Source organism: Wolbachia endosymbiont of Armadillidium vulgare str. wVulC (assembly GCF_001027565.1).
Lineage (GTDB): Bacteria > Pseudomonadota > Alphaproteobacteria > Rickettsiales > Anaplasmataceae > Wolbachia.
Window position 1 is genome coordinate 21,787 of sequence record NZ_ALWU01000005.1, and the last position, 25,649, is coordinate 47,435.

Annotated in this window: 21 protein-coding genes and 6 pseudogenes; 11 read left to right on the plus strand and 16 right to left on the minus strand. The window is 34.9% G+C overall.

Annotated features, from left to right (window positions below; all coding sequences use genetic code 11):
* Positions 1 to 172 precede the first annotated feature (172 nt).
* Positions 173 to 2,257 carry an ankyrin repeat domain-containing protein gene (locus tag wVul_RS03480; RefSeq protein WP_047759197.1) on the plus strand — a complete coding sequence of 695 codons (2,085 nt, stop codon included), beginning with the start codon at positions 173 to 175 and terminating at the stop codon, positions 2,255 to 2,257.
* On the opposite strand, the gene sdhA is transcribed toward wVul_RS03480, so the two are convergent.
* The 3 genes and pseudogenes from sdhA to wVul_RS10040 all read right to left on the minus strand — a co-directional run.
* On the minus strand, positions 2,229 to 4,034 hold the full coding sequence (sdhA, locus tag wVul_RS03485; RefSeq protein ID WP_047759198.1) for a succinate dehydrogenase flavoprotein subunit: 1,806 nt from the start codon (positions 4,032 to 4,034) through the stop codon (positions 2,229 to 2,231). The genes wVul_RS03480 and sdhA overlap by 29 nt on opposite strands.
* Before the next feature lie 200 nt (positions 4,035 to 4,234).
* Positions 4,235 to 4,546: a hypothetical protein gene (locus wVul_RS03490; protein WP_238580401.1), complete on the minus strand. Its 312-nt coding sequence runs from the start codon at positions 4,544 to 4,546 to the stop codon at positions 4,235 to 4,237.
* 3 nt (positions 4,547 to 4,549) lie between these two features.
* Positions 4,550 to 4,645, minus strand: a pseudogene (locus wVul_RS10040) (zinc-ribbon domain-containing protein); the annotation flags it as partial.
* A 38-nt stretch (positions 4,646 to 4,683) separates the two neighbouring features.
* Here wVul_RS10040 and dapD point away from each other — a divergent pair.
* Entirely contained in the window at positions 4,684 to 5,586 is a 903-nt protein-coding gene (dapD, locus tag wVul_RS03495; RefSeq protein ID WP_238580391.1) for a 2,3,4,5-tetrahydropyridine-2,6-dicarboxylate N-succinyltransferase, read from the plus strand.
* On the opposite strand, the gene wVul_RS03500 is transcribed toward dapD, so the two are convergent.
* Both wVul_RS03500 and wVul_RS03505 read right to left on the minus strand, forming a co-directional pair.
* Complete coding sequence (locus wVul_RS03500; RefSeq protein ID WP_047759200.1) at positions 5,527 to 5,808, minus strand: DUF2610 domain-containing protein; 282 nt, start codon at positions 5,806 to 5,808, stop codon at positions 5,527 to 5,529. The two genes, dapD and wVul_RS03500, sit on opposite strands and share 60 nt — an antisense overlap.
* Positions 5,809 to 6,180 carry a hypothetical protein gene (locus wVul_RS03505; protein WP_047759201.1) on the minus strand — a complete coding sequence of 124 codons (372 nt, stop codon included), beginning with the start codon at positions 6,178 to 6,180 and terminating at the stop codon, positions 5,809 to 5,811. It abuts the gene before it with no gap.
* 101 nt (positions 6,181 to 6,281) lie between these two features.
* On the opposite strand from wVul_RS03505, the gene wVul_RS03510 reads away from it, so the two are divergent.
* Complete coding sequence (locus tag wVul_RS03510; RefSeq protein WP_047759202.1) at positions 6,282 to 7,295, plus strand: class I SAM-dependent methyltransferase; 1,014 nt, start codon at positions 6,282 to 6,284, stop codon at positions 7,293 to 7,295.
* Positions 7,296 to 7,391: 96 nt separating this feature from the next.
* Here the strand turns inward: wVul_RS03510 and wVul_RS10470 are convergent.
* Positions 7,392 to 8,274: pseudogene (locus tag wVul_RS10470) on the minus strand (transposase family protein).
* A gap of 60 nt (positions 8,275 to 8,334) precedes the next feature.
* On the opposite strand from wVul_RS10470, the gene wVul_RS03515 reads away from it, so the two are divergent.
* Both wVul_RS03515 and wVul_RS10475 read left to right on the plus strand, forming a co-directional pair.
* Positions 8,335 to 8,580, plus strand: a complete 246-nt coding sequence (locus wVul_RS03515; protein WP_047759203.1) for a hypothetical protein — start codon at positions 8,335 to 8,337, stop codon at positions 8,578 to 8,580.
* Positions 8,581 to 9,171: 591 nt separating this feature from the next.
* Positions 9,172 to 10,016, plus strand: a pseudogene (locus tag wVul_RS10475) (transposase).
* A gap of 181 nt (positions 10,017 to 10,197) precedes the next feature.
* Here wVul_RS10475 and wVul_RS03525 read toward each other — a convergent pair.
* Positions 10,198 to 10,884 carry a TerC family protein gene (locus wVul_RS03525; RefSeq protein WP_047759324.1) on the minus strand — a complete coding sequence of 229 codons (687 nt, stop codon included), beginning with the start codon at positions 10,882 to 10,884 and terminating at the stop codon, positions 10,198 to 10,200.
* 129 nt (positions 10,885 to 11,013) lie between these two features.
* On the opposite strand from wVul_RS03525, the gene wVul_RS03530 reads away from it, so the two are divergent.
* Entirely contained in the window at positions 11,014 to 12,390 is a 1,377-nt protein-coding gene (locus wVul_RS03530; RefSeq protein ID WP_047759205.1) for a malonyl-CoA decarboxylase, read from the plus strand.
* A 500-nt stretch (positions 12,391 to 12,890) separates the two neighbouring features.
* On the opposite strand, the pseudogene wVul_RS03535 reads toward wVul_RS03530, so the two are convergent.
* Both wVul_RS03535 and wVul_RS10480 read right to left on the minus strand, forming a co-directional pair.
* Positions 12,891 to 14,093, minus strand: a pseudogene (locus tag wVul_RS03535) (IS256 family transposase).
* Positions 14,094 to 14,127: 34 nt separating this feature from the next.
* A pseudogene (locus wVul_RS10480) lies at positions 14,128 to 15,001 on the minus strand (transposase family protein).
* A 60-nt stretch (positions 15,002 to 15,061) separates the two neighbouring features.
* Here wVul_RS10480 and wVul_RS03540 point away from each other — a divergent pair.
* Both wVul_RS03540 and wVul_RS10485 read left to right on the plus strand, forming a co-directional pair.
* Positions 15,062 to 15,307: a hypothetical protein gene (locus wVul_RS03540; protein ID WP_047759203.1), complete on the plus strand. Its 246-nt coding sequence runs from the start codon at positions 15,062 to 15,064 to the stop codon at positions 15,305 to 15,307.
* A 591-nt stretch (positions 15,308 to 15,898) separates the two neighbouring features.
* A pseudogene (locus wVul_RS10485) lies at positions 15,899 to 16,743 on the plus strand (transposase).
* A 95-nt stretch (positions 16,744 to 16,838) separates the two neighbouring features.
* Here wVul_RS10485 and pnp read toward each other — a convergent pair.
* From pnp to truB, 3 genes are read right to left on the minus strand one after another with little or no spacing between them, the layout of a single operon-like run.
* On the minus strand, positions 16,839 to 19,115 hold the full coding sequence (pnp, locus tag wVul_RS03550; protein ID WP_047759206.1) for a polyribonucleotide nucleotidyltransferase: 2,277 nt from the start codon (positions 19,113 to 19,115) through the stop codon (positions 16,839 to 16,841).
* A gap of 14 nt (positions 19,116 to 19,129) precedes the next feature.
* Complete coding sequence (rpsO, locus tag wVul_RS03555) at positions 19,130 to 19,402, minus strand: 30S ribosomal protein S15 (protein ID WP_047759207.1); 273 nt, start codon at positions 19,400 to 19,402, stop codon at positions 19,130 to 19,132.
* 7 nt (positions 19,403 to 19,409) lie between these two features.
* Positions 19,410 to 20,405, minus strand: a complete 996-nt coding sequence (gene truB, locus wVul_RS03560) for a tRNA pseudouridine(55) synthase TruB (protein WP_047759208.1) — start codon at positions 20,403 to 20,405, stop codon at positions 19,410 to 19,412.
* Positions 20,406 to 20,537: 132 nt separating this feature from the next.
* On the opposite strand from truB, the gene wVul_RS03565 reads away from it, so the two are divergent.
* Positions 20,538 to 20,930, plus strand: a complete 393-nt coding sequence (locus wVul_RS03565) for a collagen-like protein (RefSeq protein ID WP_047759209.1) — start codon at positions 20,538 to 20,540, stop codon at positions 20,928 to 20,930.
* 67 nt (positions 20,931 to 20,997) lie between these two features.
* On the opposite strand, the gene ribD is transcribed toward wVul_RS03565, so the two are convergent.
* Positions 20,998 to 22,236 (minus strand): bifunctional diaminohydroxyphosphoribosylaminopyrimidine deaminase/5-amino-6-(5-phosphoribosylamino)uracil reductase RibD, encoded by a 1,239-nt coding sequence (gene ribD / locus wVul_RS03570; protein ID WP_047759210.1) that lies wholly within the window; start codon positions 22,234 to 22,236, stop codon positions 20,998 to 21,000.
* A complete protein-coding gene (locus wVul_RS03575; protein ID WP_047759211.1) occupies positions 22,236 to 23,420 on the minus strand; it encodes a deoxyguanosinetriphosphate triphosphohydrolase in 1,185 nt (394 codons plus the stop codon). Before wVul_RS03575 ends, ribD begins: the two co-directional genes overlap by 1 nt.
* Before the next feature lie 47 nt (positions 23,421 to 23,467).
* On the opposite strand from wVul_RS03575, the gene wVul_RS03580 reads away from it, so the two are divergent.
* Together wVul_RS03580 and wVul_RS03585 are read left to right on the plus strand one after the other, a co-directional pair.
* On the plus strand, positions 23,468 to 23,914 hold the full coding sequence (locus wVul_RS03580) for a HesB/IscA family protein (protein WP_047759212.1): 447 nt from the start codon (positions 23,468 to 23,470) through the stop codon (positions 23,912 to 23,914).
* 26 nt (positions 23,915 to 23,940) lie between these two features.
* The gene (locus tag wVul_RS03585; protein ID WP_047759213.1) at positions 23,941 to 24,615 is read left to right on the plus strand and encodes an ABC transporter ATP-binding protein; all 675 of its coding nucleotides are present in this window, start codon (positions 23,941 to 23,943) and stop codon (positions 24,613 to 24,615) included.
* A gap of 28 nt (positions 24,616 to 24,643) precedes the next feature.
* Here wVul_RS03585 and wVul_RS03590 read toward each other — a convergent pair whose 3' ends face one another.
* Together wVul_RS03590 and wVul_RS03595 are read right to left on the minus strand one after the other, a co-directional pair.
* Positions 24,644 to 24,868 carry a Type IV secretion system protein VirB7 gene (locus wVul_RS03590; RefSeq protein WP_047759214.1) on the minus strand — a complete coding sequence of 75 codons (225 nt, stop codon included), beginning with the start codon at positions 24,866 to 24,868 and terminating at the stop codon, positions 24,644 to 24,646.
* A complete protein-coding gene (locus wVul_RS03595) occupies positions 24,861 to 25,559 on the minus strand; it encodes an alpha/beta hydrolase (RefSeq protein WP_047759215.1) in 699 nt (232 codons plus the stop codon). The genes wVul_RS03590 and wVul_RS03595 overlap by 8 nt, the downstream gene beginning before the upstream one ends.
* Positions 25,560 to 25,649: the final 90 nt, after the last annotated feature.

Sequence of the window (25,649 nt, forward strand, 5' to 3'; positions counted from 1 at the left end):
AGTAGCAACTGTTCAAGTGAGGTTCAACTATGACGGCAAATTTTCTCACAGAAATTAATTTTCTGCCTTTCCACCTATATTTCGATCACATCTAGCTCAATTTAAAAGTCCAATTCAATAGGTTGTTAGTTGAAGCGCTAACGCCAAATAGCTTTAATATTGAGGTTTTAATATGAGTATAGATCTAAGTGTATTAGTTACTAATGCAAACAAACTAGATAAATATATAAACAAAAATAAAAAACAAGATAAAAAAGACAAGCAATTGTATGATACTATAGAGAGAAAGGTAAAAAAAGCACAACATAAGCGTGAAAGACCGAGAAGTCGAGATAGAACGCTCAAGGAGTGCAAAAGATTATTTGAGGAAGGTGCTAGTCCTGAAGTATTAATAAAATTAAAAGAATCATTTAGAGAACAGGAAAAATATTATAAGTACTATACGAAATGCTTCCTTCCAGTGCTAGATAAAGTAATAAAACAATCAAAAAAAATATCAAATGAAACAAAAGAACAAGTAATTTCTGAAGTCACTAAAAGTCATTCTAATAAAAATCGCAAGGACAGTGAGTCAGAAAGTGGCTACGGTAGCGATTTTGAAGATGAAGTAAATGAAATAACGGACAATGATGCTCAATTACTAAAAGCAATCAAAAATGGAAATAACAGAAAATTTAGAAAATATCTAAAAAATTGCATAAATGTCAGTGGCATAAAAGATGAAAAAGGAAATAATATTTTACACCTTATTGTATCGCTCGAAAAGAAACAAAAATACAAATTTCTAAGCACCCTAAAAAAAACGATCCCCGAGGAAGATCTAGCACAACTTGTTGATAGTAAAAAACAGAACGCTCTTCAAGTTGCACTAATTAACAAGATAACCAAAGAAGAACATAAGTCTAATACAATTCGAAGTAGTGATAATACACTTAAGTTTCTTATGAAATTTCCAGAGCATGTGGCCAAGATAAGCTTGTCTACAGACACTTTAAAAAAATTATCTAAAAAGCAAAATGAATACCATCTTAAGTTTTTAAAGAAATTGGCTGAGCGAAAACCAGAAATAAAAACAAAAGTTGAAGAAGTTATAGCCCATGCCATAAATACTCCAGATAGCAATGATAATTATCAATTACATTTAGCAATTAAAAATAATGATAAAGAACTTTTTGAAGAGTTATTGCAAAAAGGAGCAGATATTAACCTTAAAGATATAGATGGTAATAATGCTTTACATCTAATAGTTACAGAATTAAAGCAAAAACGAAAGCTTGAATTTTTAAATATAACATTAAGTGTAAGTGAGGAGGAAGAAAAAGCACAACTTAAAGCGCAGTTTAAAGAAGCTATAAATGCTGAAAATATAGCAAAACAAACACCTCTTCATCAGTTACTTCAACATATAAGAAAAAAAAGTGAAAGCCACTCGCTTACAAATAAGGAGTTTAAAGGAACTACTAGATATAAAACCCTAGAACTATTTCTACAAAATGGCGCTGATATTACCGCACAAGATGAAGAGGGTAATAATATTCTGCACCACATTGCTTTACTAAAAGGAGAACAAAAAATTGCATGCTTAGATTTAGTGGCAAAAGGAGCAATATCTTCAGAAAAATTGCATAAGGCTATAAACGCTAAAAATGAAGATGATGAGTATCCAGCGCAAGTTGCTTTAATTAGACAAGCAAATAAAATACCTAGCAAGTTAAAAGACTTTTCTAGATGGAGTAGACTAAGGTCTACAAAACATTATTATACTGCTGAATTTTGTGCAATTTTATTACAAAATGGCGCTGAGAATAAAAGTGACCATATAACAATACCTAAAAAGTACTATAAGGAAAAATATTATCAGACTACAAAAAGAATCAAAGATCTAACAGGTATTAGCCTTCCCCTGGAAACACAAGAAGAACTTGAAGAGCGTTTTTCTAAGAAAAATGCTCATAAGAATATAAATCTCCCAGTAGGGTGGATACTTGGAGGTTTAATTTTTGCAACAGTATTTTGTGCTTTAGCAGGAAATATGATAGCTGCAGCTGCTTTATCGGTGACCATAGCGGTTTGTGCAATGTGTTACCCTATTTACTTAAAGTTGGAAAATGCTTTTAATGCTAAAGCACAAGAGCCGTCAGATCAGCCAGAACATACAGAAAGTCCAGCTACTCAAATGAGCGATGTATCAATACTACGTCAATTTATAAATAAACCAGATGGGTTGACTAATAAATTCTCTTTTCCGGGGCGATGAAATCAATCTCATCGCTCAGAGTTTTTTCAGCAACTTTTTTATAGTCAATTTCTACACTAACTTGGCTTTTCTCTTCTTTAAGCCACGCTATAGTATGCCTCATCCAATTTTTGTCATCGCGCTCGGGAAAATCTTCGCGAGCATGAGCACCTCTGCTTTCCTTACGATTAGCTGCACATTCCATGGTAATAACCGCTTGTGGAATCATATTGGCAAGCTCCAGCGCTTCAACCAAATCACTATTCCATATCATACTACGATCCTCAAGTGAAATATCAGACATCATTTTTGCTACCTTTTTTATAGCTTTTTTGCCTTCTTCTAAAACTTCAGCAACACGGAATACTGATGCATATTTTTGCATAGTGTGCTGCATTTCACTGCGTATTTTTGCTACTTTGAGCCCTCCAGAAGCAAATCGCATTTTATTAAATCTATCTACTATCCAGTCTGTGCAGTCTGAATGCAATTTTTTATGCGGTGTATCAGGTTTCAATTTTTCTCTTGCTCTGAGCGCTGCAGCCCTACCAAAAACCACAAGATCAAGAAGCGAGTTAGAACCAAGTCGATTTGCACCATGTACAGAAACACATGCCGCTTCTCCAATTGCAAACAGTCCATTCACTACTTCTTCTTTACCTTTCTTCAGTGTAATCACTTCTCCATGATAGTTGGTTGGAATACCACCCATATTGTAGTGAACAGTTGGAACAACAGGTATCGGATCTTTAGTAACATCAACTCCTGCAAAGGTTTTTGCTGTTTCACTAATGCCTGGCAATCTGAGTTTGATCACTTCTGGATCAAGATGCGATATATTCAAGTGCATGTAATCCTTCTTCGGTCCAACTCCCCTTCCCTCTCTAATTTCAATTGTTATTGCGCGACTTACCACATCACGAGAAGCCAAATCTTTTGCCTTTGGTGCATAACGTTCCATAAACCTTTCACCCTGAGAATTAATGAGGTATCCACCTTCACCGCGGCATCCTTCTGTCATCAAGCACCCTGAACCATATATTCCTGTTGGATGAAATTGCACAAATTCCATATCTTCAAGTGGCAATCCAGCTCTCACTACCATGCCATTACCATCACCTGTGCAGGTGTGTGCACTTGTTGCAGAAAAATAAACACGTCCATAACCACCTGTCGCTATTACCACCGAATGTGCACGAAATCTATGTAATGTGCCATCACACAGCGACCAGGCAAGAACTCCGCAGCATGCTCCTGTTTCACTATCCATAATTAAATCAATCACAAAGTATTCAACAAAAAACTCAGCGTTGAATTTGAGACATTGCTGATATAGAGTATGAAGAATCGCATGCCCAGTCTTGTCTGCTGCTGCACAAGTACGCTGAGCTGATTTTCCTTTACCAAAGCGAGTTGTCATTCCACCAAAAGCACGCTGGTATATTTTGCCATCCTCCGTACGAGAAAAAGGTACGCCAAAACTTTCAAGTTCGATAACAGCTTTGGCAGCATTTTTACACATATACTCTATTGCATCTTGATCGCCAAGCCAGTCTGAACCTTTTATTGTGTCATACGCATGCCAGCGCCAATCATCTTCAGCAATATTGCTCAAAGCTGCACTAATTCCGCCTTGTGCTGCAACTGTATGACTTCGTGTAGGGAAAATCTTAGAAATGCAGGCAACCGAAAAACTAGTTGCAGCCATTCCAAGTGTTGCTCTAAGCCCTGCTCCACCTGCACCTACTATCACCACATCATACTCATGCTCTATGATTTCATACGCTAACTTATCCATATTCACTTATTTTATCATCACAGGCTTATAATATCACAGAAGTAGGAAAAATCTATAGAAGTTTTCTAAATGTAAGCCTTCTGGGACAAATCTAATGTTACATAGTAAATGATGTCATAACAACCATAGAGCGTCATTCCAGTGCGTGACAATGAGAAATAAGTGTAGCTACTTGCATGACATTGATGACTTATGCCCATTCAACTAGATCTAAAATTAGACAGGAAAAGGTAATCTTGATAAAACTCATTGACAACAAGTTCTCTCGCATTTGAGCTTTCCGTTTGCACCTTTTTGTACCCTAATTTATGGCCTATTGAATCTTTATATGCACTAACTGTTTTATATATCTTACTTACCTCTCCTGGAAAGATACCACCAACAATTATAACGCATAATCCTGCAACCACTGCAAAAGTTAGAGTTAAACTTTGTCTCCAGCTAGCTTTTTTTTCTTGTGCGTTAGCAGAGCACAATTCGCTTGACATTTCTTTTAGATACTCATGCCACATGTGATTGCAGTTCGTACATTTCACCTTCCTTCCAGAAAAACCTATTTGCTCACGAGATACTAAGTAGGTTTTAGTACAATTATGACATTGTATTTTCATAGTGCTTACGTATAAAATAATATAAATTTGATATCAATATGTATATAATAAATGAAAAATTTGCAACTAAAAAATTACAAGATGAGATAGAAAATATTTGGAAAGATAAAGATAAACTTAACGATTGTAATCTAAAAAAAGCAGCAAGAGTAATAATCAAAAAGGTAATTGAGTTACTTGATAGTGGTAAAATTAGAGTAGCAGAAAAGTCATCAAGTGGAAAATGGATAGTACATAAGTGGATAAAGCAGGCAATATTATTACACTTTCTCACTGAAAAAAGCAAAATAATAGACAACACCAATTGCTGGTTTGACAAGATCGGTAGCAAGTTTAGTGAATGGAATGAGGAGAAATTTTACCAGTCAAAAATTAGAGCAGTACCTGGGTGTTTTGTCCGCCAATCTGCTTATATAGGTAAAAATGTTGTTCTAATGCCAAGCTTTATCAACGTTGGTGCATACATTGATTCTGGTACAATGATAGACACTTGGTCAACAATTGGTAGTTGTGCACAAATAGGAAAAAATTGCCATATTTCCGGTGGAGTGGGAATAGGTGGAGTTCTTGAGCCTGTTCAAGCTTCTCCAGTTATTATAGAGGATAATTGCTTCATTGGAGCGCGCAGTGAGGTAGCAGAAGGTGTGATAATAAGAGAAGGATCAGTCCTTGGCATGGGGGTGTTTATTGGAGCATCAACAAAGATCATTGATAGAGAAACAAACAAGATATTTTATGGTGAAGTGCCACCTTATTCCGTAATTGTACCAGGATCTACTCCATCTAAAAATAATATCTCAACCTATTGCGCAATTATAGTAAAAAAAGTGGACAAGAAGACGAGATCAAAAACCTCCATAAATGAAATATTGAGAATCTCACTACTTGCCGTCATTTTTTTTATCATTATTACTAACTACAGTAATGGCATATACACATAACTCTGAAAAAGAGACTCCATTTTCTTGAGATAACTTATATAATTTTTGCAGACTTTCTTTGACTTTATTAGGTATGTTTCCTCCACGCTCCTTTGCAAGCCAGGAATCTTGATGGTGAATTGGATGAGTATCACCCTTTGGATTTCCTATGTATATTGCAAAAGGCGAACTTTGCCCTTTGAAATCACACTGCACAGTAAACTTTTTTATAGACTCAGCCATTTAAAGACCTCTACTTTTCTTTTTGACCGATCTCATCGCAGGTAAAAGAGGTGGTTTTTTGATAAAATCTTGCCCATTGAAAACACCTTCTTTGCCTTCTAAAGCTCGATGAACATCAGCTCTGCTCAATTGTGACTCTTTTGCTACCCTCATTCCATGCTTTACCATAATATTAGCACATGCTAGCACTTTTTTTACTAATTCTAGATCACCATTTAACATTCGAACTAGCACTTGAAATATTTCTGCTAAAGTTAGTCCATCAGCATTTATAACCTTGTTTTCTATAAAATTGACAGCTTTTTCAAATTTGTATTCAATACTATCATCTTGAGGTATAAGGGCAACATAATCGGTGTTTTTGTCGTCCATAACTGAAGCACTATTACTCACAAACTTAAGTTTATACTATATATATAAATACTCTACTATTTTATATTATGGCACGCTATAGTTAAACATTTATTAATAACATGCTCACTTATATACACGAATTAATTGATAAAAGCCGAGGATCAATATCCATCAGTGATTTTATGAACGCTGCTCTATATCATAAAGAGTACGGCTATTACATGAATAAATTACCACTTGGCAAAGATGGTGATTTCATTACTGCATCTGAAATTAGTCAACTGTTTGGTGAAATAATTGCAGTTTGGACAATGCATACATGGGAAAAACTAGGAAAGCCATCAAAATTTTCTCTAGTTGAGCTTGGACCAGGTAAAGGAACACTCATTCACGATGTAATAAGAGTCACTAAAAAATATAGCTGTTTTTTTAGCTCAATGGACATTCACCTAGTTGAAATAAGTCCTATTTTACAGAAAACACAAAAGGAAAAATTAAAGGGATTAGATATTAACTGGCACACAGATGTCAACAACTTACCAAACCAGCCAACTATTTTTTTTGCAAATGAGTTATTTGACGCCCTTCCAATTGACCAGTTCGTTTATCGTGATGGACAGTGGTATGAAAACAGAGTGACAAAGCAGGATAATGGCAGTCTTTCGTTGTTACTTCAGTGCTCAATGCCAATTACTGGAATAGGAAAACTTTTCAATGGTGCAGTGGTAGAAATATGTCCAGCTGGAATTGCAATATTAAAGAAACTTGAGAATAAGATAGTCAATAATGGAGGAGCTGCCCTGATTATAGATTATGGTTATGTATATCCTGAATACAAGAGCACTCTACAATCGATAAGACAGCATAAGTATACTAATTCTCTTGAAAATGTCGGTAATAGTGACATCACTGCACTTGTGAACTTTCAATCATTAAAAGATTCATTAAGTCACGTAAATTGTGAGATTTTGACTCAAAGAGAATTTTTACACCTTTTTGGTATAAAAGAAAGAACACAAACTTTGATGAAAAATGCAAGTGATGAACAAAAAAATAAGATCTTCAGTGAATTTCTAAGGTTAACTGAAAATATGGGTACTCTCTTTAAGGCAATGCTGATTCACCATTTGTAACCTTGTGTGGTTCTTATGTTAAACGTTTTGACTATTGACCTTACCCAGAAAAAGTAGAGAGGAAGTAAAGAAGTTTTTGCTATGAAAATAAAAAGTTCAGGAATGCAATGTAGAATGTCTACGCTGTTTATTATAAAAAATTTCTATATATTCAAATATTGCGGTGTTGTGCAGAGTATTGTGAAGTATCAATGAGTATGAGTGAACTAAAAAAGCTCTCTGAAACAGCATTATCATAACAACAACCTTTGTCTAGAAATAATATTTTTTGTACTCAGTAAAAATTGATAATTTTTAGAGGTGTATTGTGATCCTTGATCGCTATAAGCAGATTTGCGCAATAGCCATAAATAAAGCATCTATAACTAATCGCTTAGCTACTCATTGACCATCAATTATTGCTGCCAAATATAACCATCCTTCATTGGTTTTTATGTACGTAAACCCATATCTTGTTTGGTTGATCAGTGGTGAAATTCTGATTCAATATGTTATTTGTAGTTTTAAACCTTCATCTAAGCTTAGCTTGAATGCCATTTTCTGCATAACATTGTTTTGATTTTACCTAAAGCCTTTAATTCAGTTTAGGAGCTCCGTACCTGCATTGTGATGCTTTTCTTTGTATGAGCTCTTCTCTTATTGTTTTTTTCTGAGTAATCCATCTATACAAGCAGATACGTTCAAAAACCTTCATAATTCCCGTGTTTTATAGCAGTTTTCATGTTCTTTTATAAAAACTCTTTTTGGTTTGCAAAATATCCCAGGGCTTTTTTTAAAATGTCTCTTTCTCTCGTTGCCAGCTCTTTCTTTAAATCAAACTTTTCTTTGTCACAAGTTCCTTTTCCTGGGATTGTATGTTTTTACCCACCTGCTTAGCCGCTAATACCCAAATCTCTTCCTATTTTTGCTGATGATTGACCTGTTTCTTTTTCCAGTCTTCATTTTTGCATTCTGCTGTATGTTCTCTTCTTTTTGTCATATCACACCTCTTTGAAAAAACTTCTTAACTTCCTCTCTACTTTTTCTGGGTAAGGTCAGTTTGTCACCAAAGATACCACTTATTACACACTTTGGTACTGTATCACTAAAATGGAATAAATGGGTCAGTGTAAATGATAACGTTATACCAATATGGAATAAGCGTAGTGAAGTAATACAAAGACTACTAGCGCAAACTTGTGAATTATGTAAATCACAAGAGCAAATTGAGGTACGTAAACTTACTGATCTGCGAAGTAAAAATAATACTAAACTACCTGAATGGAAGAAAAGAATGATTGAATGACAGAGGAAAACTCTTGTTGTTTGTCATGAATGCCATAAGAAAATCCAATATGGTAAATATGATGGTGATTCCTTAAAATGTAAAGATTATCGGAGAGCCACGTGATACGGATGCGTGGTTCGGAGAGGGGTTGTTGGAAAAGTGCTTAGTAGTAACTCGCTGGCTACCTACTCTACGCAAGCACGGTTCTTGTGGGGGAGTCATAAAAATAAAACTCAAACAAGGTGGATAGGACTATGACTTCTACCAAACAAAAAACAAAAAAAAGCAAATTATAGGTAATGAATCCTAACTCAGCGGGAATAGACATCATAAGTGTTGAAAGTATAACAAGTGGTATCATATAGCTAACTTAAAAGAGGTTTCCCCAAAGGGATAATAAAGGCATAGTAAGGCTTTAAGGTAATATAAATGATTGTATATTAAATCAAAGCCGCAAGGCTATAATGAGCAAGCTGTCAATTGGATTGATTGATAGAAATCGTAGGCATCTCAGTACACTCCTAGCTTTAAAAAATGGAGTACGAACGGTAGAAAAACAATCCTGTACAGCATTTACATTATTATTTGATTATATTTATAGGTACAAAAATGGCTATTTTTGATGTTTCAAAAGAAACACTTGATATCTCAATCGATAATAAACATCAGCGTATAGAAAATGTAGAAAGAGCTATATCTGAGTTTATAAAGTCAAAAATAGTTAACGTACTTATTAGGTTATGTGTAAACAGGTGGTTATGAAAAATTTGTCATAAAGTTGTTACGGGAACATAACATAGCTGTTCACAGAGCTCACCCAAATCGGGTTTGCAAAGGTCTGCAACCACTTTGCAAAAACAGATAAATTAGATGCAAAATTACTAGAAAAATATGCTGAATTTATCACAAAAAATGACGAGGTAATAGAATACATAGTTTCACAAAAGCAAGAAGAACTAAAAGAGCAGTTGAGCGCAATCTAAACGATATGCAAATAAGTGCCGTTTTCAACAGGAAAAGCCAGAAAATATATAGAAAGACAGATAGAATTTGCAAAAGAGCAAGTTAGGAAAGATATAGAAGAACTCTGATCCTGATTTGAAGGAAAAAAGCAAACTGCTAACTAGCTATAAAGGTGTTGACCGCAAGTATCCTACTCATAGAGGTACCTGAACTTGGTAGGTTAGATAATAAGGAAATAGCTTGTTTAGTTGCCAAAAACCAACGAAATCGGAAGGAAAATAAGCAAAGCTCAAATCATAGGTGGCAGATTTTATGCTCGAAAAGCATTATACATGTCTGCTGTGGTTGCAATGCATCATAATAAAAAAATGAAAGTATTTTACCAGCGTTTAGTTGACTCTGGCAAAGCCGCTAAAGTTGCTGTAATGAGAAAAATCATCATTTGTTTAAATGCTATGATAAAAAATAATAATTTTTATCTTGATGTTTAAGACGGTAGATGCCAGACTGGAATGACACCGTCTGCTACGTCAATTGCCCACAAACCACAATGTTTGAGTTGTTTGTCTGGGCACTGGGATGACACCTTCCTGCTAGACAATGTTCATACAGATGTGCGTCACGCGCTGATTAGATTTTTGCTTCGTGTAAAATAGTTTTGAAAGAGGTCTGCTACGTTTTCTTTACGCTACCTATAACTTCCACAAGCAATGCAAACATAAATGAAGAATACAAATATGCTTTTGGTAGTTCTATGTGAAGCCCTTCAAGTGTTAGATATACACCGACGAGTAAAATAAATAGAATGGCAATTACTTTTAAGCTTGGGTTTGATTTTATTAACTGAGCGGTATAACTTGATGAAAATAGCATTGCTAATATGGAAAATGTAAATGCTATAGCAATAATTATCATATTGTGAGTTAATGCTATGGCAGTTAATATTGAATCAACCGAAAAAACTAAATCTATTAATATAATTTGTAGCACAACTAAAAAAAATTGTGATTTAACGTTCGCCTTTGTTTTGTTCTCCTTATGTACAAAAATGTCGCTCCATAACTCCATAGAGCTTTTAACAATAAGGAATAACCCTCCTGCAATCATAAGTAAATCCTTTACTGAGATATCCAGTGATACGGCGTGAAATATAGGTTTTTGCATTGATAATATATATGATGTAAAAAATAGTATTACAAAACGCATCAATAGCGCTAGGCTAAAACCTATAAGGCGCGCTCTTTCTCTCAGCAGATTTGGCACCTTATCTATTGCTAGAGAAATAAAGATTAAATTGTCTATACCAAGTATAGTTTCAAGTAGCGTAAGTATCAATAAAGTCCAAGTATCGGCTAGCATTTTCATTCCAAAGTCAGCTTACGAAAATTTTAAGCAGATTCTAAGATAATTGTACCATGAAAGTATATGCTTGCTATGTAGACTAATATTTTTTTTAATTTAAGATAGATACACAGTTAAGAGGAACCTATGGCAAAAGAATCATTAGCAAAAACTGATATAGTGAAAGTTGAAGATAAGAAAACAGTAAAAGGCTTTTTTAAAATATTAGGTGAAGTAGCAGATGCTGTAAGGTCATGGGTTGGCAATATTAGCCCTGATTTAAGTAGTAGTCGCGATATCGATAGTTTAGTCTTGAAGATGAACGAATGCTTAAACCCAAAGGGAGGAGAAGTCTCAGCACGTAAGAACACTGTATCTCTTGGTAATCTTTACTTGAGTTTATCAGAGAAAGGTAAAATAAAATTTTTACAAACCCTGGCAGAAAAATTTAGTCTACATAAAGAAGAAATAGATGAGAAAATAAAAGAATACAAAGAAAATCAAAATCCCGAGTTAAACTATAAATTTGAACAGGATTTAATAAAAATTCTTGAATCATCACGTTCTAAAATATTAAAGCAATTTATTTCTTTACCAGAAGGCCTCAAGTTTATTGTTGATATGCGTTCTGATGTGCTTAAGCTAAAGAACCAATATAGAAGTTTGGATCCACTAGAGAACGAATTAAAAAATATACTCTATACTTGGGTTGATGTTGATCTACTTGATCTTCGTCAAATCACCTGGGATTCACCTGCATCATTGCTAGAAAAACTTATAAAATATGAAGCTGTGCATGAAATTTCTTCTTGGGGTGACTTAAAAAATAGGCTGGATTCTGATCATCTCTGTTTTGCTTTTTTTCATTACAAGATACCAAACGAACCTCTAATTTTTGTAGAGGTTGCATTGGTGAATAAGATTGCAGATAGCATTCAACACCTTTTAGATGAATCAGTACCTTCAAGCGATCCAAGTAGTGCAAGCACTGCTATATTCTATTCAATATCAAATACTCAAGCAGGGTTATCTGGAATTAGTCTTGGTAATTTCTTAATCAAAAGGGTTGTAGAAAAGCTATCGCAGGAATTTAAAAGCATAAGAGCGTACGCAACTCTTTCTCCAATACCTGGCTTTACGAAATGGCTGAAACATCAAGATGTAGCTTTATTAGGTAAGCTTAATATAAAACAATCAGGTGAAGAAATTTTAGAAAGCATAAAAACTAACGTTGAATGCGAAAAACAGTGTCTACTGAAACTTTGTGCACACTATTTGCTAAAGGTTAAAAGCAGTAGTGGCGGTGCTTATGATCCGGTGGCACACTTTCATTTAAGCAATGGTGCATCAATCAAACAACTCAACTGGATGGCAGATACTTCTGAAAAAGGCATTAGTCAGTCAGTCGGGATGATGGTGAATTATCTGTATGAATTGCCTAAAATAAATAATAATCATGAGAATTATATGATTAATAAAGCGATCTCTTGCTCAAAGCAGGTTTCTTCTCTATTGAAGGGATAATTTATAATAATGCTTAAAAGTATATGAGAATGTTCAAAAAAGCATACGCGTCAAGTTAAGGAAAAATGGCATAAGAAAGAAGAGAAGCGGTAAAAATTATTTTAGACATTAAACGATAAAATTAGTAATTTATAGACTCTTAAAAAATAAATATAACAAATAAGATATCTACCTTAAATGGTGTATCCGTTCAGCAAAGTGGCAAAATAAGATAGACAAAAAAACATAGAAACAAATGGTCAGTGCGTGACGCTGTAATGGCTTTGTTGCATAGCACTTCGGATAGTAGGTAACGTACAATAAATTCATGAAGCTATTTCAAACTTAGCCATCCCAGTGTCAGCTACTCGGATGACAAGAAAGGGAGCACTGGTTTCAGCATTAACCATGTATCTGAACAGATACTAAATGGTTGCTATATTGGACGTATTCTCTTAACTTGACTCGTATGCTTTTTTGAACGTTCGGGAGTGTTAAATAAACTGTGTCAAACCACATTTTTAGCTCAACTGAATTTTCAATCTGTTAGGAAAGAAAATATCAAGCTGAGAAATAGTTAATGCCCAATTAGGCAAAGCCATGACCCATTTTTGCTCTACTTTTTTTATAGCACAATATACCTGTTTGTACAAGGCGTTTGTGTTGGTAAATGAGCCTTTGGTCTTAGTAAATTTTCTGATCTGCCTATGCAGCCCCTCAATAGGATTAGTAGTATAAATTAACTTTCTAACTGGACCTGAATACTTGAAATAACTGGACAAATTTTCCCAATTATTCTGCCAAGATTTTACAACTAACGGATACTTTTCGCCCCATTTTTCTTCCAGCTCAAGCAAATAATTTTCAGCAATTTCTTTACTTGTAGCACGATATATTTTTTTCAAATCATTCATAAAAACTTTCACATCTTTGCTAGATACATATTTCAATGAATTTCTTATCTGATGCACTATACATAGCTGTACTTCTGCATTAGGAAACACATTATTTATTGCTGTAGGAAAGCTTTTTAGTCCATCTACACAAGCTATCAGAATGTCCTCTATACCTCTCTCTTTTAGGTCATTTAATACACCCAACCAGAAGTTAGCTCCTTCGCTTTCAGCTAAATAAAAGCCCAGTACTTCTTTTTTACCATTTTGGTCTATGCCCAATATATTGTACATACATTTACTTACACAATGCCCATCCTCCTTGACCTTAAAAAACATGCCATCCATGAACACTATCGGGTATACAGATTGCAGTGGGCGACTGCGCCATTCATTGATTATCGGTAGCAATTTGTCGGTAATACTTGATATTTCTGCTGCAGATATTTTGTGATCATAAATTTCCTCAACATGTGACGCTATATCTCCATACCACTGGCAAATGTGCTTAAGACCTTTGCTTCAAGTTCGGGATGTAGGCTTGTTTGTCTTTTTCTAACTACTTGAGGTTCAAAGCTTCCCTCCCTATCTCTTGGTGTTAACAATTCAAATGAGCCTGCACTTGTACGTAAAGTTTTTCCCATTTCTTCGATTATTTTCTTCGCTTTCACCAGACAAGTGGTGTTCTATTTCACCTTCCAGACTTGCCTCAAGCAGCTTTTTTATAAACGGTGTCATCTCTTCCTGTTAGCGGTCTTCCTTCTCGTATAGACGACAGGTTTCTAATTCTTTATAATCTACCAATCCGGTAGTTTTATTTACTTGACTCATGTCAAACCTCCGTTTTTTTATATCAATTATATTTTTATTTCTTGGTTTGACACAGTTTATTTAACACTCCCTCTATATATTCAAATATTGCGGTGTTGTGCAGAGTATTGTGAAGTATCAATGAGTATGAGTGAACTAAAAAAGCTCTCTGAAACAGCATTATCATAACAACAACCTTTGTCTAGAAATAATATTTTTTGTACTCAGTAAAAATTGATAATTTTTAGAGGTGTATTGTGATCCTTGATCGCTATAAGCAGATTTGCGCAATAGCCATAAATAAAGCATCTATAACTAATCGCTTAGCTACTCATTGACCATCAATTATTGCTGCCAAATATAACCATCCTTCATTGGTTTTTATGTACGTAAACCCATATCTTGTTTGGTTGATCAGTGGTGAAATTCTGATTCAATATGTTATTTGTAGTTTTAAACCTTCATCTAAGCTTAGCTTGAATGCCATTTTCTGCATAACATTGTTTTGATTTTACCTAAAGCCTTTAATTCAGTTTAGGAGCTCCGTACCTGCATTGTGATGCTTTTCTTTGTATGAGCTCTTCTCTTATTGTTTTTTTCTGAGTAATCCATCTATACAAGCAGATACGTTCAAAAACCTTCATAATTCCCGTGTTTTATAGCAGTTTTCATGTTCTTTTATAAAAACTCTTTTTGGTTTGCAAAATATCCCAGGGCTTTTTTTAAAATGTCTCTTTCTCTCGTTGCCAGCTCTTTCTTTAAATCAAACTTTTCTTTGTCACAAGTTCCTTTTCCTGGGATTGTATGTTTTTACCCACCTGCTTAGCCGCTAATACCCAAATCTCTTCCTATTTTTGCTGATGATTGACCTGTTTCTTTTTCCAGTCTTCATTTTTGCATTCTGCTGTATGTTCTCTTCTTTTTGTCATATCACACCTCTTTGAAAAAACTTCTTAACTTCCTCTCTACTTTTTCTGGGTAAGGTCAGTTTGTCACCAAAGATACCACTTATTACACACTTTGGTACTGTATCACTAAAATGGAATAAATGGGTCAGTGTAAATGATAACGTTATACCAATATGGAATAAGCGTAGTGAAGTAATACAAAGACTACTAGCGCAAACTTGTGAATTATGTAAATCACAAGAGCAAATTGAGGTACGTAAACTTACTGATCTGCGAAGTAAAAATAATACTAAACTACCTGAATGGAAGAAAAGAATGATTGAATGACAGAGGAAAACTCTTGTTGTTTGTCATGAATGCCATAAGAAAATCCAATATGGTAAATATGATGGTGATTCCTTAAAATGTAAAGATTATCGGAGAGCCACGTGATACGGATGCGTGGTTCGGAGAGGGGTTGTTGGAAAAGTGCTTAGTAGTAACTCGCTGGCTACCTACTCTACGCAAGCACGGTTCTTGTGGGGGAGTCATAAAAATAAAACTCAAACAAGGTGGATAGGACTATGACTTCTACCAAACAAAAAACAAAAAAAAGCAAATTATAGGTAATGAATCCTAACTCAGCGGGAATAGACATCATAAGTGTTGAAAGTATAACAAGTGGTATCATATAGCTAACTTAAAAGAGGTTTCCCCAAAGGGATAATAAAGGCATAGTAAGGCTTTAAGGTAATATAAATGATTGTATATTAAATCAAAGCCGCAAGGCTATAATGAGCAAGCTGTCAATTGGATTGATTGATAGAAATCGTAGGCATCTCAGTACACTCCTAGCTTTAAAAAATGGAGTACGAACGGTAGAAAAACAATCCTGTACAGCATTTACATTATTATTTGATTATATTTATAGGTACAAAAATGGCTATTTTTGATGTTTCAAAAGAAACACTTGATATCTCAATCGATAATAAACATCAGCGTATAGAAAATGTAGAAAGAGCTATATCTGAGTTTATAAAGTCAAAAATAGTTAACGTACTTATTAGGTTATGTGTAAACAGGTGGTTATGAAAAATTTGTCATAAAGTTGTTACGGGAACATAACATAGCTGTTCACAGAGCTCACCCAAATCGGGTTTGCAAAGGTCTGCAACCACTTTGCAAAAACAGATAAATTAGATGCAAAATTACTAGAAAAATATGCTGAATTTATCACAAAAAATGACGAGGTAATAGAATACATAGTTTCACAAAAGCAAGAAGAACTAAAAGAGCAGTTGAGCGCAATCTAAACGATATGCAAATAAGTGCCGTTTTCAACAGGAAAAGCCAGAAAATATATAGAAAGACAGATAGAATTTGCAAAAGAGCAAGTTAGGAAAGATATAGAAGAACTCTGATCCTGATTTGAAGGAAAAAAGCAAACTGCTAACTAGCTATAAAGGTGTTGACCGCAAGTATCCTACTCATAGAGGTACCTGAACTTGGTAGGTTAGATAATAAGGAAATAGCTTGTTTAGTTGCCAAAAACCAACGAAATCGGAAGGAAAATAAGCAAAGCTCAAATCATAGGTGGCAGATTTTATGCTCGAAAAGCATTATACATGTCTGCTGTGGTTGCAATGCATCATAATAAAAAAATGAAAGTATTTTACCAGCGTTTAGTTGACTCTGGCAAAGCCGCTAAAGTTGCTGTAATGAGAAAAATCATCATTTGTTTAAATGCTATGATAAAAAATAATAATTTTTATCTTGATGTTTAAGACGGTAGATGCCAGTGTCACACACTGGCATCCTACAGATAATGTTTGTACGATTGTGTGTCTAGACACTGGGATGATAGAAAGTAATTCCACTTTCAATAGAAACCTGATGATGAATCATTATTACCAAATTTTGGCCTATTTCTATTATTAAAACCAGAGCGAGGACGAGTAGGTCTATTATTCTGATAATTAGCTCCAGGTTTTTTATTAAACGAACTATTATAATAATTATCCCTATTATTTAAACCATCTTTCCTTCCTTCATTGTAAAGCTTACCTTCAAAAAATTCACCTGTTTCTTGATCGACACGACGTCTTGACAATTTTGGGCACCCACCCTTTTCAAAATCAATTATCAAAGCTTTGAAGGTATCACCCTGTTTAAGTATGTCCTCAATAGACTCTACATGTTGATTAGCTACTTCGCTTATATGCATTTTTCCTTTCCTTCCATTAGGAAGCTCAAGCTCTACAATAGACTTCTCTATATTTATAACCTTAGCATCAACTATAGTACCTGGCTCTGGTTCTGTTATTGAATCAATCATCATATTCTTTGCAATTTCAGCTTCAGTATTACTCATGGCAAAAACAGAAACTTTACCGTCATCTCCTATTTCAATTTTTGCATTACTTCTTTCACATACACTGCGTATATTTTTTCCTTTAGCACCAATAGCTGCAGGAATTTCATCTCTACCTATATAAAATGATACCACTCTTGGTGCATGATCTTTTATATCCTTACAATGTTCTGAAATTACTGCATTCATTTTTTCTAAGATATGTAACCTTCCAGCTTTTGCTTGTTCTAAAGATTTTTCAACAATTTCAAAGCTTATACCAGAAATTTTCATATCCATCTGCAGCGCCGTAACCCCTTCACTAGTTCCTGCTACTTTAAAATCCATGTCGCCAAGATAATCTTCATCACCTAGTATATCAGAAAGTATTACACATTCGTTTTCGTCTTTGATGAGGCCCATAGCAATTCCAGCAACAGGAGCCTTTATTGGTACACCTGTATCCATTAATGCAAGGGAGGTTCCACAAACTGTTGCCATGGAAGAAGAACCATCAGATTCCATAATTTCAGATACTACTCTTATTGTATAAGGGAATTCAGATTTATCAGGTAAAACAGGATGAATTGCTTTCCAAGCAAGTTTACCATGACCGATTTCTCTCCTTCCTGGTGCACGTATAGCAGAAGCCTCTCCAACAGCAAATGGAGGGAAATTATAATGCAGCATGAAATGCTCACGTCTATCTCCTTCAATATCATCCACAATTTGCTCATCTTGTGTAGTACCAAGAGCAGTAACAACTAGCGCCTGAGTATTACCCCTTGTAAACAGCGCAGAACCGTGAGTCTTGGATAGAATGTCAACCTCAACTTCTATCTGGCGTATTTCATCGTGCTTACGACCGTCTATCCTTACACTTTTCTTTCTAATCATTTCACGCACTAAAGATCTTTCAAAGTTTTTTACTGCATAAGTAATTAACTTTTCGTCTTTTCCAGCCTCTTTAAGAGTATTTAATATATTATTTCTGACCGCTTCTAGAGCTTGAACTCGCTCTTGTTTTACCGTTTTTGAATATGCTTCTTCAAAATCTTTGCCATATTTTTCAAGTTCTTGAGTTACATCTGATATATCAACAGGAATAAAGCTTTCAGGTTTATTACCGACTGTATCAGCAAATTCTTTTATAAGCTTAATGATAGGTTGAAGATGTTCATGACCAAATTTTATTGCACTCAGAACATTTTCTTCAGAGAGCTCTTTGACTTCCGACTCGACCATTAAAATCGAATTTTCATCACCAGACAAAAACAGATCCAAACTGCTTGCTTTCATCTCTTGAACGGAAGGATTGAGTATATAATTGTTATTTTCATCGCAACCGACCATAACTCCAGCTATAGTAAAGTGAAAAGGAACACCGGAAATTGCAAGAGCTGCGACAGTACCTATCAATGCTGGTACTTCAGGAGAATTGACTGTATCGTAAGTTAATAAATTACATACTACACTAATTTCATCGTGAAAACCTTCTGGGAATAGTGGTCTTACACTTCTGTCTATTACTCTTGAAATTAAGGTTTCTCTATCAGACGGTTTTCCTTCTCTTTTAAAAAAACCACCAGGAATCTTACCCATGGCATAACTTTTTGCAATAAACTGCACATTTAAAGGAAGAAAATCAACACTTTCTTCCTTTTTTTTATGCACAACAGTTACTAAAATAGAAGTATCACCGTAATTTACAACTACTGAACCATCAGCTTGACGTGCTATTTTTCCAGTTTCTAAAGATAAGGTACGTCCACCCCAATCTGTAGATTTTTTTATAATTTCAAACATACAAAATTCCTCGATTATTTTCTAATGCCTAACTTCTCTATTAATTCTTGATAGGCTTCATTACCAAATTTACGCTTTATATAATTTAAGTGCTTGCGCCTTTTACCTATCAATATAAGTAAACCGCGCTTAGAGTGATGGTCATGCTTATGCACTTTAAAGTGCTCAGTTAAATTACTGATCCTCTCGGTTAAAATTGCACATTGTACAAAAGATGAACCTGTATCATCTTCTTTAATTGCATATATACTGATCAAATTTTTTTTCTTTTGGGATGTTATTGACATCTAAACCTCATTTCAAAATATTAAAAACACGAATAGGCTTCACATAACCATGAGTAAAACTGCAAATTGCAATAGGTACATTACCCACTATCGTACAAAAAATATCATAATTCTTTAAATTACGCAAGTTATTTAATATAACTTCTTGACCTTTTCTGATTTTCTCCGCTTCCTCTAAGGAAATTTCAACTTTGAACATCGATTTTAAAGCCGATTCAATGGGGATGATGAAACTTTTTGTATTACTTCCTGTATCTTCTGTCATCCCAGTGCTTGACACTGGGATCCACTCTTCTTCTTTTTTTCTAGATTCCAGCGTCACGCGCTGGAATGACACAAAAAGATGGACTGTTGTATTTTTTTCAATAAGCTGTTCAATCGTCACTGACTTATTTTCTCTAAAATCACCTACCATAGTTCTTCTTAATTTCGTAATGTGTCCAAAACAATTTAATGCAATGCCAAGATCCCGAGCAATTGATCTCACATATACACCACTACCGCACATCATAGAAAAATTTGCACTATTATTTATGGTGTCCACAGATATCAATTTCAGCTCATGTATTTTGACTTGTCGGGGTTTTATATTTACCTTTTGCCCACTTCTTGCCAATTTATATGCCCTTGTTCCTTTGATTTTTATTGCTGAAAATTGAGGAGGAGTTTGTGTTATCTCACCAATAAAATCCTTAATCGCACAATTTATTTGATTGTACTGAGGTCTTATAGTGCTAGTTCTAATAATATCACCATCTAAATCGTCCGTAGTTGTTTGCCTTCCCCATTTGATTGTGAAATTGTATGCCTTTAAGTCGCAGGATAAATACGGTATAGTTTTTGTTGCTTCATCAAGAGCAATCGGTAACACACCTGAGGCCAAAGGATCAAGTGTTCCCAGATGACCAGCTTTTTTTATTCCAAAAATCCTTTTAATTTGGGTTACAGCTTGCGCAGAACTAATTCCTATTGGTTTGTCAAGATTCAGCCAGCCATTTACCATATATCAATCTTACATAATTAGTAACAATTTAGAAAGTAGATAAAATACTAAGTTGTTAATAGAATGCTTGACTAGCGTGCATTATTGATATATGATTAATTTTTTACTAACCTTAATAAGGAGGAAGTGATTATGACTACAAGTATATGGAAACTAAAAAACATAGCACCTATAACAAAAATGGGTATTGAAGGTACAGTTGCACTTGCATCTTTAGCGGGAGCAATAACAGCAATATTAATTGCTACTAAAGTAATTGCTGGCCCTGCATCTTTAGCACTTATTGCTGATCCTGCTGGAATTGTAGCTCTATTTATTGTGGCTGCATATTTTGCCTTAGCAGCTTATGCTTCATATCAGCAAATGCATGCTAAAGGTGAGAAGGGTGAACAAGGACCTAAAGGTGAGAAGGGTGAACAAGGATCTAAAGGTGAGAAGGGTGAAGCACTCGATCTTGTATCTGAACTACAAAAACCTGAAGTTATGAAAATATTTGAAGATAAGTTTCAAGAAAAAACAGCATAATAGATTACATAGGAGGTAGATTTTCTACCTCTTCCTTTATTTCTACCATTCAAATGGATAAAGGCTACTATAGTTTATCCCACACTTCAACCACATCCTCATCAAAGTCTATGAGCTCTGCTTTTTTGAACTGGTAACATTTATTAATAGATTGAATTCCTAAATTTCCTATAAAAGGAGTGGCATCATTGCCTAAAATTTTACCACTGCGGCAGATTATTAACCTGTCGATTAAATTACACTTTAATAGTTCTGTGATTAACACTCCCCCACCTTCAACTAATAACCTTGTTATACCAATTTCTGAAACAAGTTTTGATGCCATGTCTTTTAGGCAGACTTTATCGATAATATCAGGCTCTGATGTCATTCCAGCGCGTGACCAGTCTTCACTACTCAATTGCTTAAAGTTTTCTGGATCCCAGTGTCTGGGCACTGGGATGACAGGAGAAGGCGTTGGAATGGTGGGAGAGTGTGTTGGAGTGACACCTGGAATAACAAGAGGTTTGTGATTTGAGTTGACTATCAAATAATTAATGTTTTTTATTTTTTCCTCTATTTCTTTATTTGTAATCACCCAAGTTGTTACTTTGTCTGCAGTCTTTGCAATATTATGCTCTTCCTTCAATCTCCCTTGGCTATCGATAATTAGCCTTATTGGCGATCTATTTTTAAGTTCTGGTAATCTGCAAGTTAAGAGCGGATCGTCATTAATAAGAGTATTACTGCCAATCATAATTGCATCGTATTTTGCTCTGAGCTCATGCACCCAATTTCTCGTATCTTCACTTGTTATCCATTTGCTATCGCCTGTAAATGTTGCGATTTTTCCGTCAAGAGTTGTTGCGATTTTGCAAGCTATAAATGGTCTATGAAATTTTTTAGTGGTGAAAAAACCGACATTCAGTTCTTCTGCCTCTTTTTGCATAATACCTTGCTCAACTTCAATTCCTGCTTCTTTTAGAGCTTTAATGCCTCCACCTAAAACTCTACTATCTGGGTCAATTGCTGCAATCACTACCTTTCTTATTCCTGATTTTATGATTTCTGCAGTGCAAGGTTCTGTAACTCCAAAGTGGCAGCATGGTTCAAGAGTGACGTACATAATTGCACCATGAGTAAAATCTTTAGCATTTTGCAAAGCAACTACTTCTGCATGTGGACGCCCACCAATCCCTGTATATCCCTCACTAATAATTGTACCATCCTTTACAATAACACATCCGACAGCAGGGTTTGGTGCAACATTTCCAAGACTTTTTTCTGCAAGTCTTAATGCGATCGACATGAAATAATCGTCGGTCATTAGAAAGAAGTCATTTCGTATGAGGTATCAAAGATTCTTCTGTGCTCATGTATGGCAAATCTATCTGTCATGCCCGAAATATAGTCACATATCACTATTGAACGCTGCTGAGATTTGCAAGCAAGCTCATTCCACTCTGTGGGCAATAATTTCGGATTTTCATAAAAACATTGAAAAAGTTCACGTATTATACGTTTTGCTTTGTTCATCGTTCTGCTCAGTTTATAGCTTCTATATATTTTTTCCATGTTGAATTTTTTCATTTCTTCTGTGGCTTGTGCAATACTTGATGAGAATGTAACTAACATTTTGTTTAAGCTTCTCACGTCTTTCACACTTTTTATTTTGTGAGCTTCAATGTTTCTTTCAGTTTGAGATACAACATCATTTATCATAATTCCTATGGCTCTACTTAGTGATTCATGTATGAGCTTGCTCTGAGCCAATTCTGAATATTCACTCCTTACGTCTTTAAACATTGTGCCAATTAAAGGAACATCAAGCAAATCTTCGATGGTTACTAAATTTGCTCTGAGTGCATCATCAAGGTCGTGAACACTGTAAGCAATATCATCGGCAATTGAAGCAACTTGTGCTTCAATGCTTGAAAATTCTTCAAGCTTTAGATCATATTTTTCATTGTATTCTAATAACAGCTGATTATTTGTGTGGGATACCGTATTTTGACCGAGTAAAGGACCGTTATGCTTTGCAACACCTTCAATCACTTCCCAACTTAGATTCATGCCATTAAAGTCAGCATGTTTTTGCTCGAGATAAGTTAAAATCCTTATAGCTTGAACGTTATGATCAAACTTATACTTCTCGTTATCAACTTGAACTAGAGCATCCTCACCTGCGTGACCAAATGGAGGATGACCAAGGTCATGTGCAAGCGCTATGCATTCAGTAATGTCCTCATCTAGGCTGAGCCTGCGTGCGATGGATCTTGCAATCTGCGCAACTTCAAGGCTATGAGTTAGCCGAGTGCGATAGTAGTCATGCTCATAATTGATAAAAACTTGTGTTTTGTATCCTAATTTCCTAAATGCATTAGAATGAATAATGCGGTCCCTATCACGCTGAAAACAGCTGCGATTTTCGTCTTCTGGCTCTTTGAAATTTCTTCCTTTTGTTTTATTTGGAAAGCACGCGTAACTTAATAGAAAATTATTGTTTGACATGTAAAATTTCTAGTATAATAAGTTATCAATAATGAACGGTGATTGTTATGTCAACAGATTACAATATTAACTTAACTGACAATGCGTTAAGGAAAATCCACTCCCTTGTAGAACAGGAAGGAGATGAGAGTTCTGTTTTGCGGGTTGCAGTGTCAGGTGGTGGATGTTCTGGCTTCAAGTATAATTTTCTTATGGATAAAGTAAATAAGAAGATGTCTTTGGATGACGAAGATGATGATGAATTTGATGACGAAGACGACGATTATGAAGACAGTGAGGACTATAGAATTCACTCCAGCTTTAGCACAAGTGGTAAAGATATAATAGTTAATGATGAAAATGGGAACCCTGTGTTAATGGTTGATAATTGTTCAGCAAAATTTTTAAATAACTCAACTATAGATTATACTGAGGATCTAAGTGGTTCTGGTTTTCAAATCAAGAACGCTCTCGCTAAGTCTCGATGTGGGTGTGGTAACAGTTTCTCGGTTTAATTGCCTTTACTGGGTCTTTTTATAATATGGGTAGTGATGTAGCACTAGAGCTAACTTCTGTGAGTAAGAGCTTCAAAAAAACTCCTGCTATTGTAAAAGATATCAACCTAAAGATTACAAGAGGGCAAGTAGTTGCATTGATTGGTAATTCAGGATCAGGAAAAACAACTATATTGCAAATTGCAGGCCTATTGGATGAGCCAACTTTAGGTGTAGTGACAATAGATGGAGTAAATTGCACGCAAGCCAGCAATAAATATAAAACTCATATAAGAAGAAATTTTCTTAGCTTTGTTTATCAATTTCACTATTTATTACAAGAGTTATCAGTATTGGAAAACGTTATGCTTCCTCAGCTTATAGCAAAAAGGAGCAAAGCTGAAGCAAAAAAAAAATCGCAAGCAATATTGGAAAAATTTGGTCTGGAAAATAAAGCAAGTAGTATGGTATCTGAAATTTCTGGTGGAGAAAGGCAGAGGGTCGCAATTGCAAGAAGCATTGTAAACTCTCCAAAGCTTTTACTTGCAGATGAGCCAACAGGAAATTTAGACCCAACAAATTCTTTGAATATATTTTTGCTGTTGCATTCGTATGTAAAGGAAAATAATAGTTCTATGCTTATAGTGACACACAATTATCTTCTTGCAGAAAAAGCAGATCACATTTTCCAGTTAAGTAATGGATCATTAATGAAGCTGTGAATGGAAGAAGCAATACAATACAAACTACCTATACCTTATACTTATTTAACCAATGATCATTAACAGAATATAACTCGCACGAAATACTTTCATTGCTTTTTATACACGGACTCATTAACTTACGCTGTTTGCTTAGAAAACATCCTGACAACATAAACATTGCTAAAACGAGAAATAATAATTGCTTAAGCATAACAAGACCTTTTTTATTTATATTAATACATTCATTTCTCTTATTTGTAAAGTTAGGCATATTCTTTTACTCTTACCTCTTTTTTAGCTTTCTTGGAAGAAGTAGCTGCACTGTTTAAGCGTAGTTTTATATAGTTATCTATAATTTGAACTACTTCCTCTTCTTTATCCCTCAAAAAGTGATTAGTATTGTCTACTATGTAGTATTCCATATGGTCACTTTTTATCGAGTTTATTAACCTTTGTGCTAATTCTGTTACATCGCCTTCTTCTGAAATTGTATCATTATTGCTTTGTATTATAAGTCCAGGGACTGGACAAGGAGAGAGAAAAGAGAAATCGTATTTAGTTGCTGGAAGAGAAAGGGCAACAAAACTTACTATCTCTGGACGGCGCATTGTCAACTGCATAGCTACCCATGCTCCAAAAGAAAAACCGACTACCCAAATTGGAACGTTGTTAGAGTTATGCTCCTGAAGCCAATCAATAGCTACTGCAGCATCAGTTAATTCTCCTATACCCTTATCAAAAGTTCCGGTAGATTTTCCGACGCCACGAAAATTAATTGTCAATGCAGAAAAGTTATTATCGATAAAGGATTCATATATACTATGTATAATCTTACTATCCATACTACCACCATATTGGGGATGGTGGTGTAAAATTAGTACAACCGGTGCATTAGTATCTTTGCTTTGATGGTATCTACCTTCTATCTTTTTTGTTGAATTATTTAAAAAGACTTCTACCATTATGACTCCTCATAAGAACCTGTTTTGACAGGCATTGATAATCTAAATTACTTATTAATTATGTATTAATTTCGCTGTCTTTGCAATAAA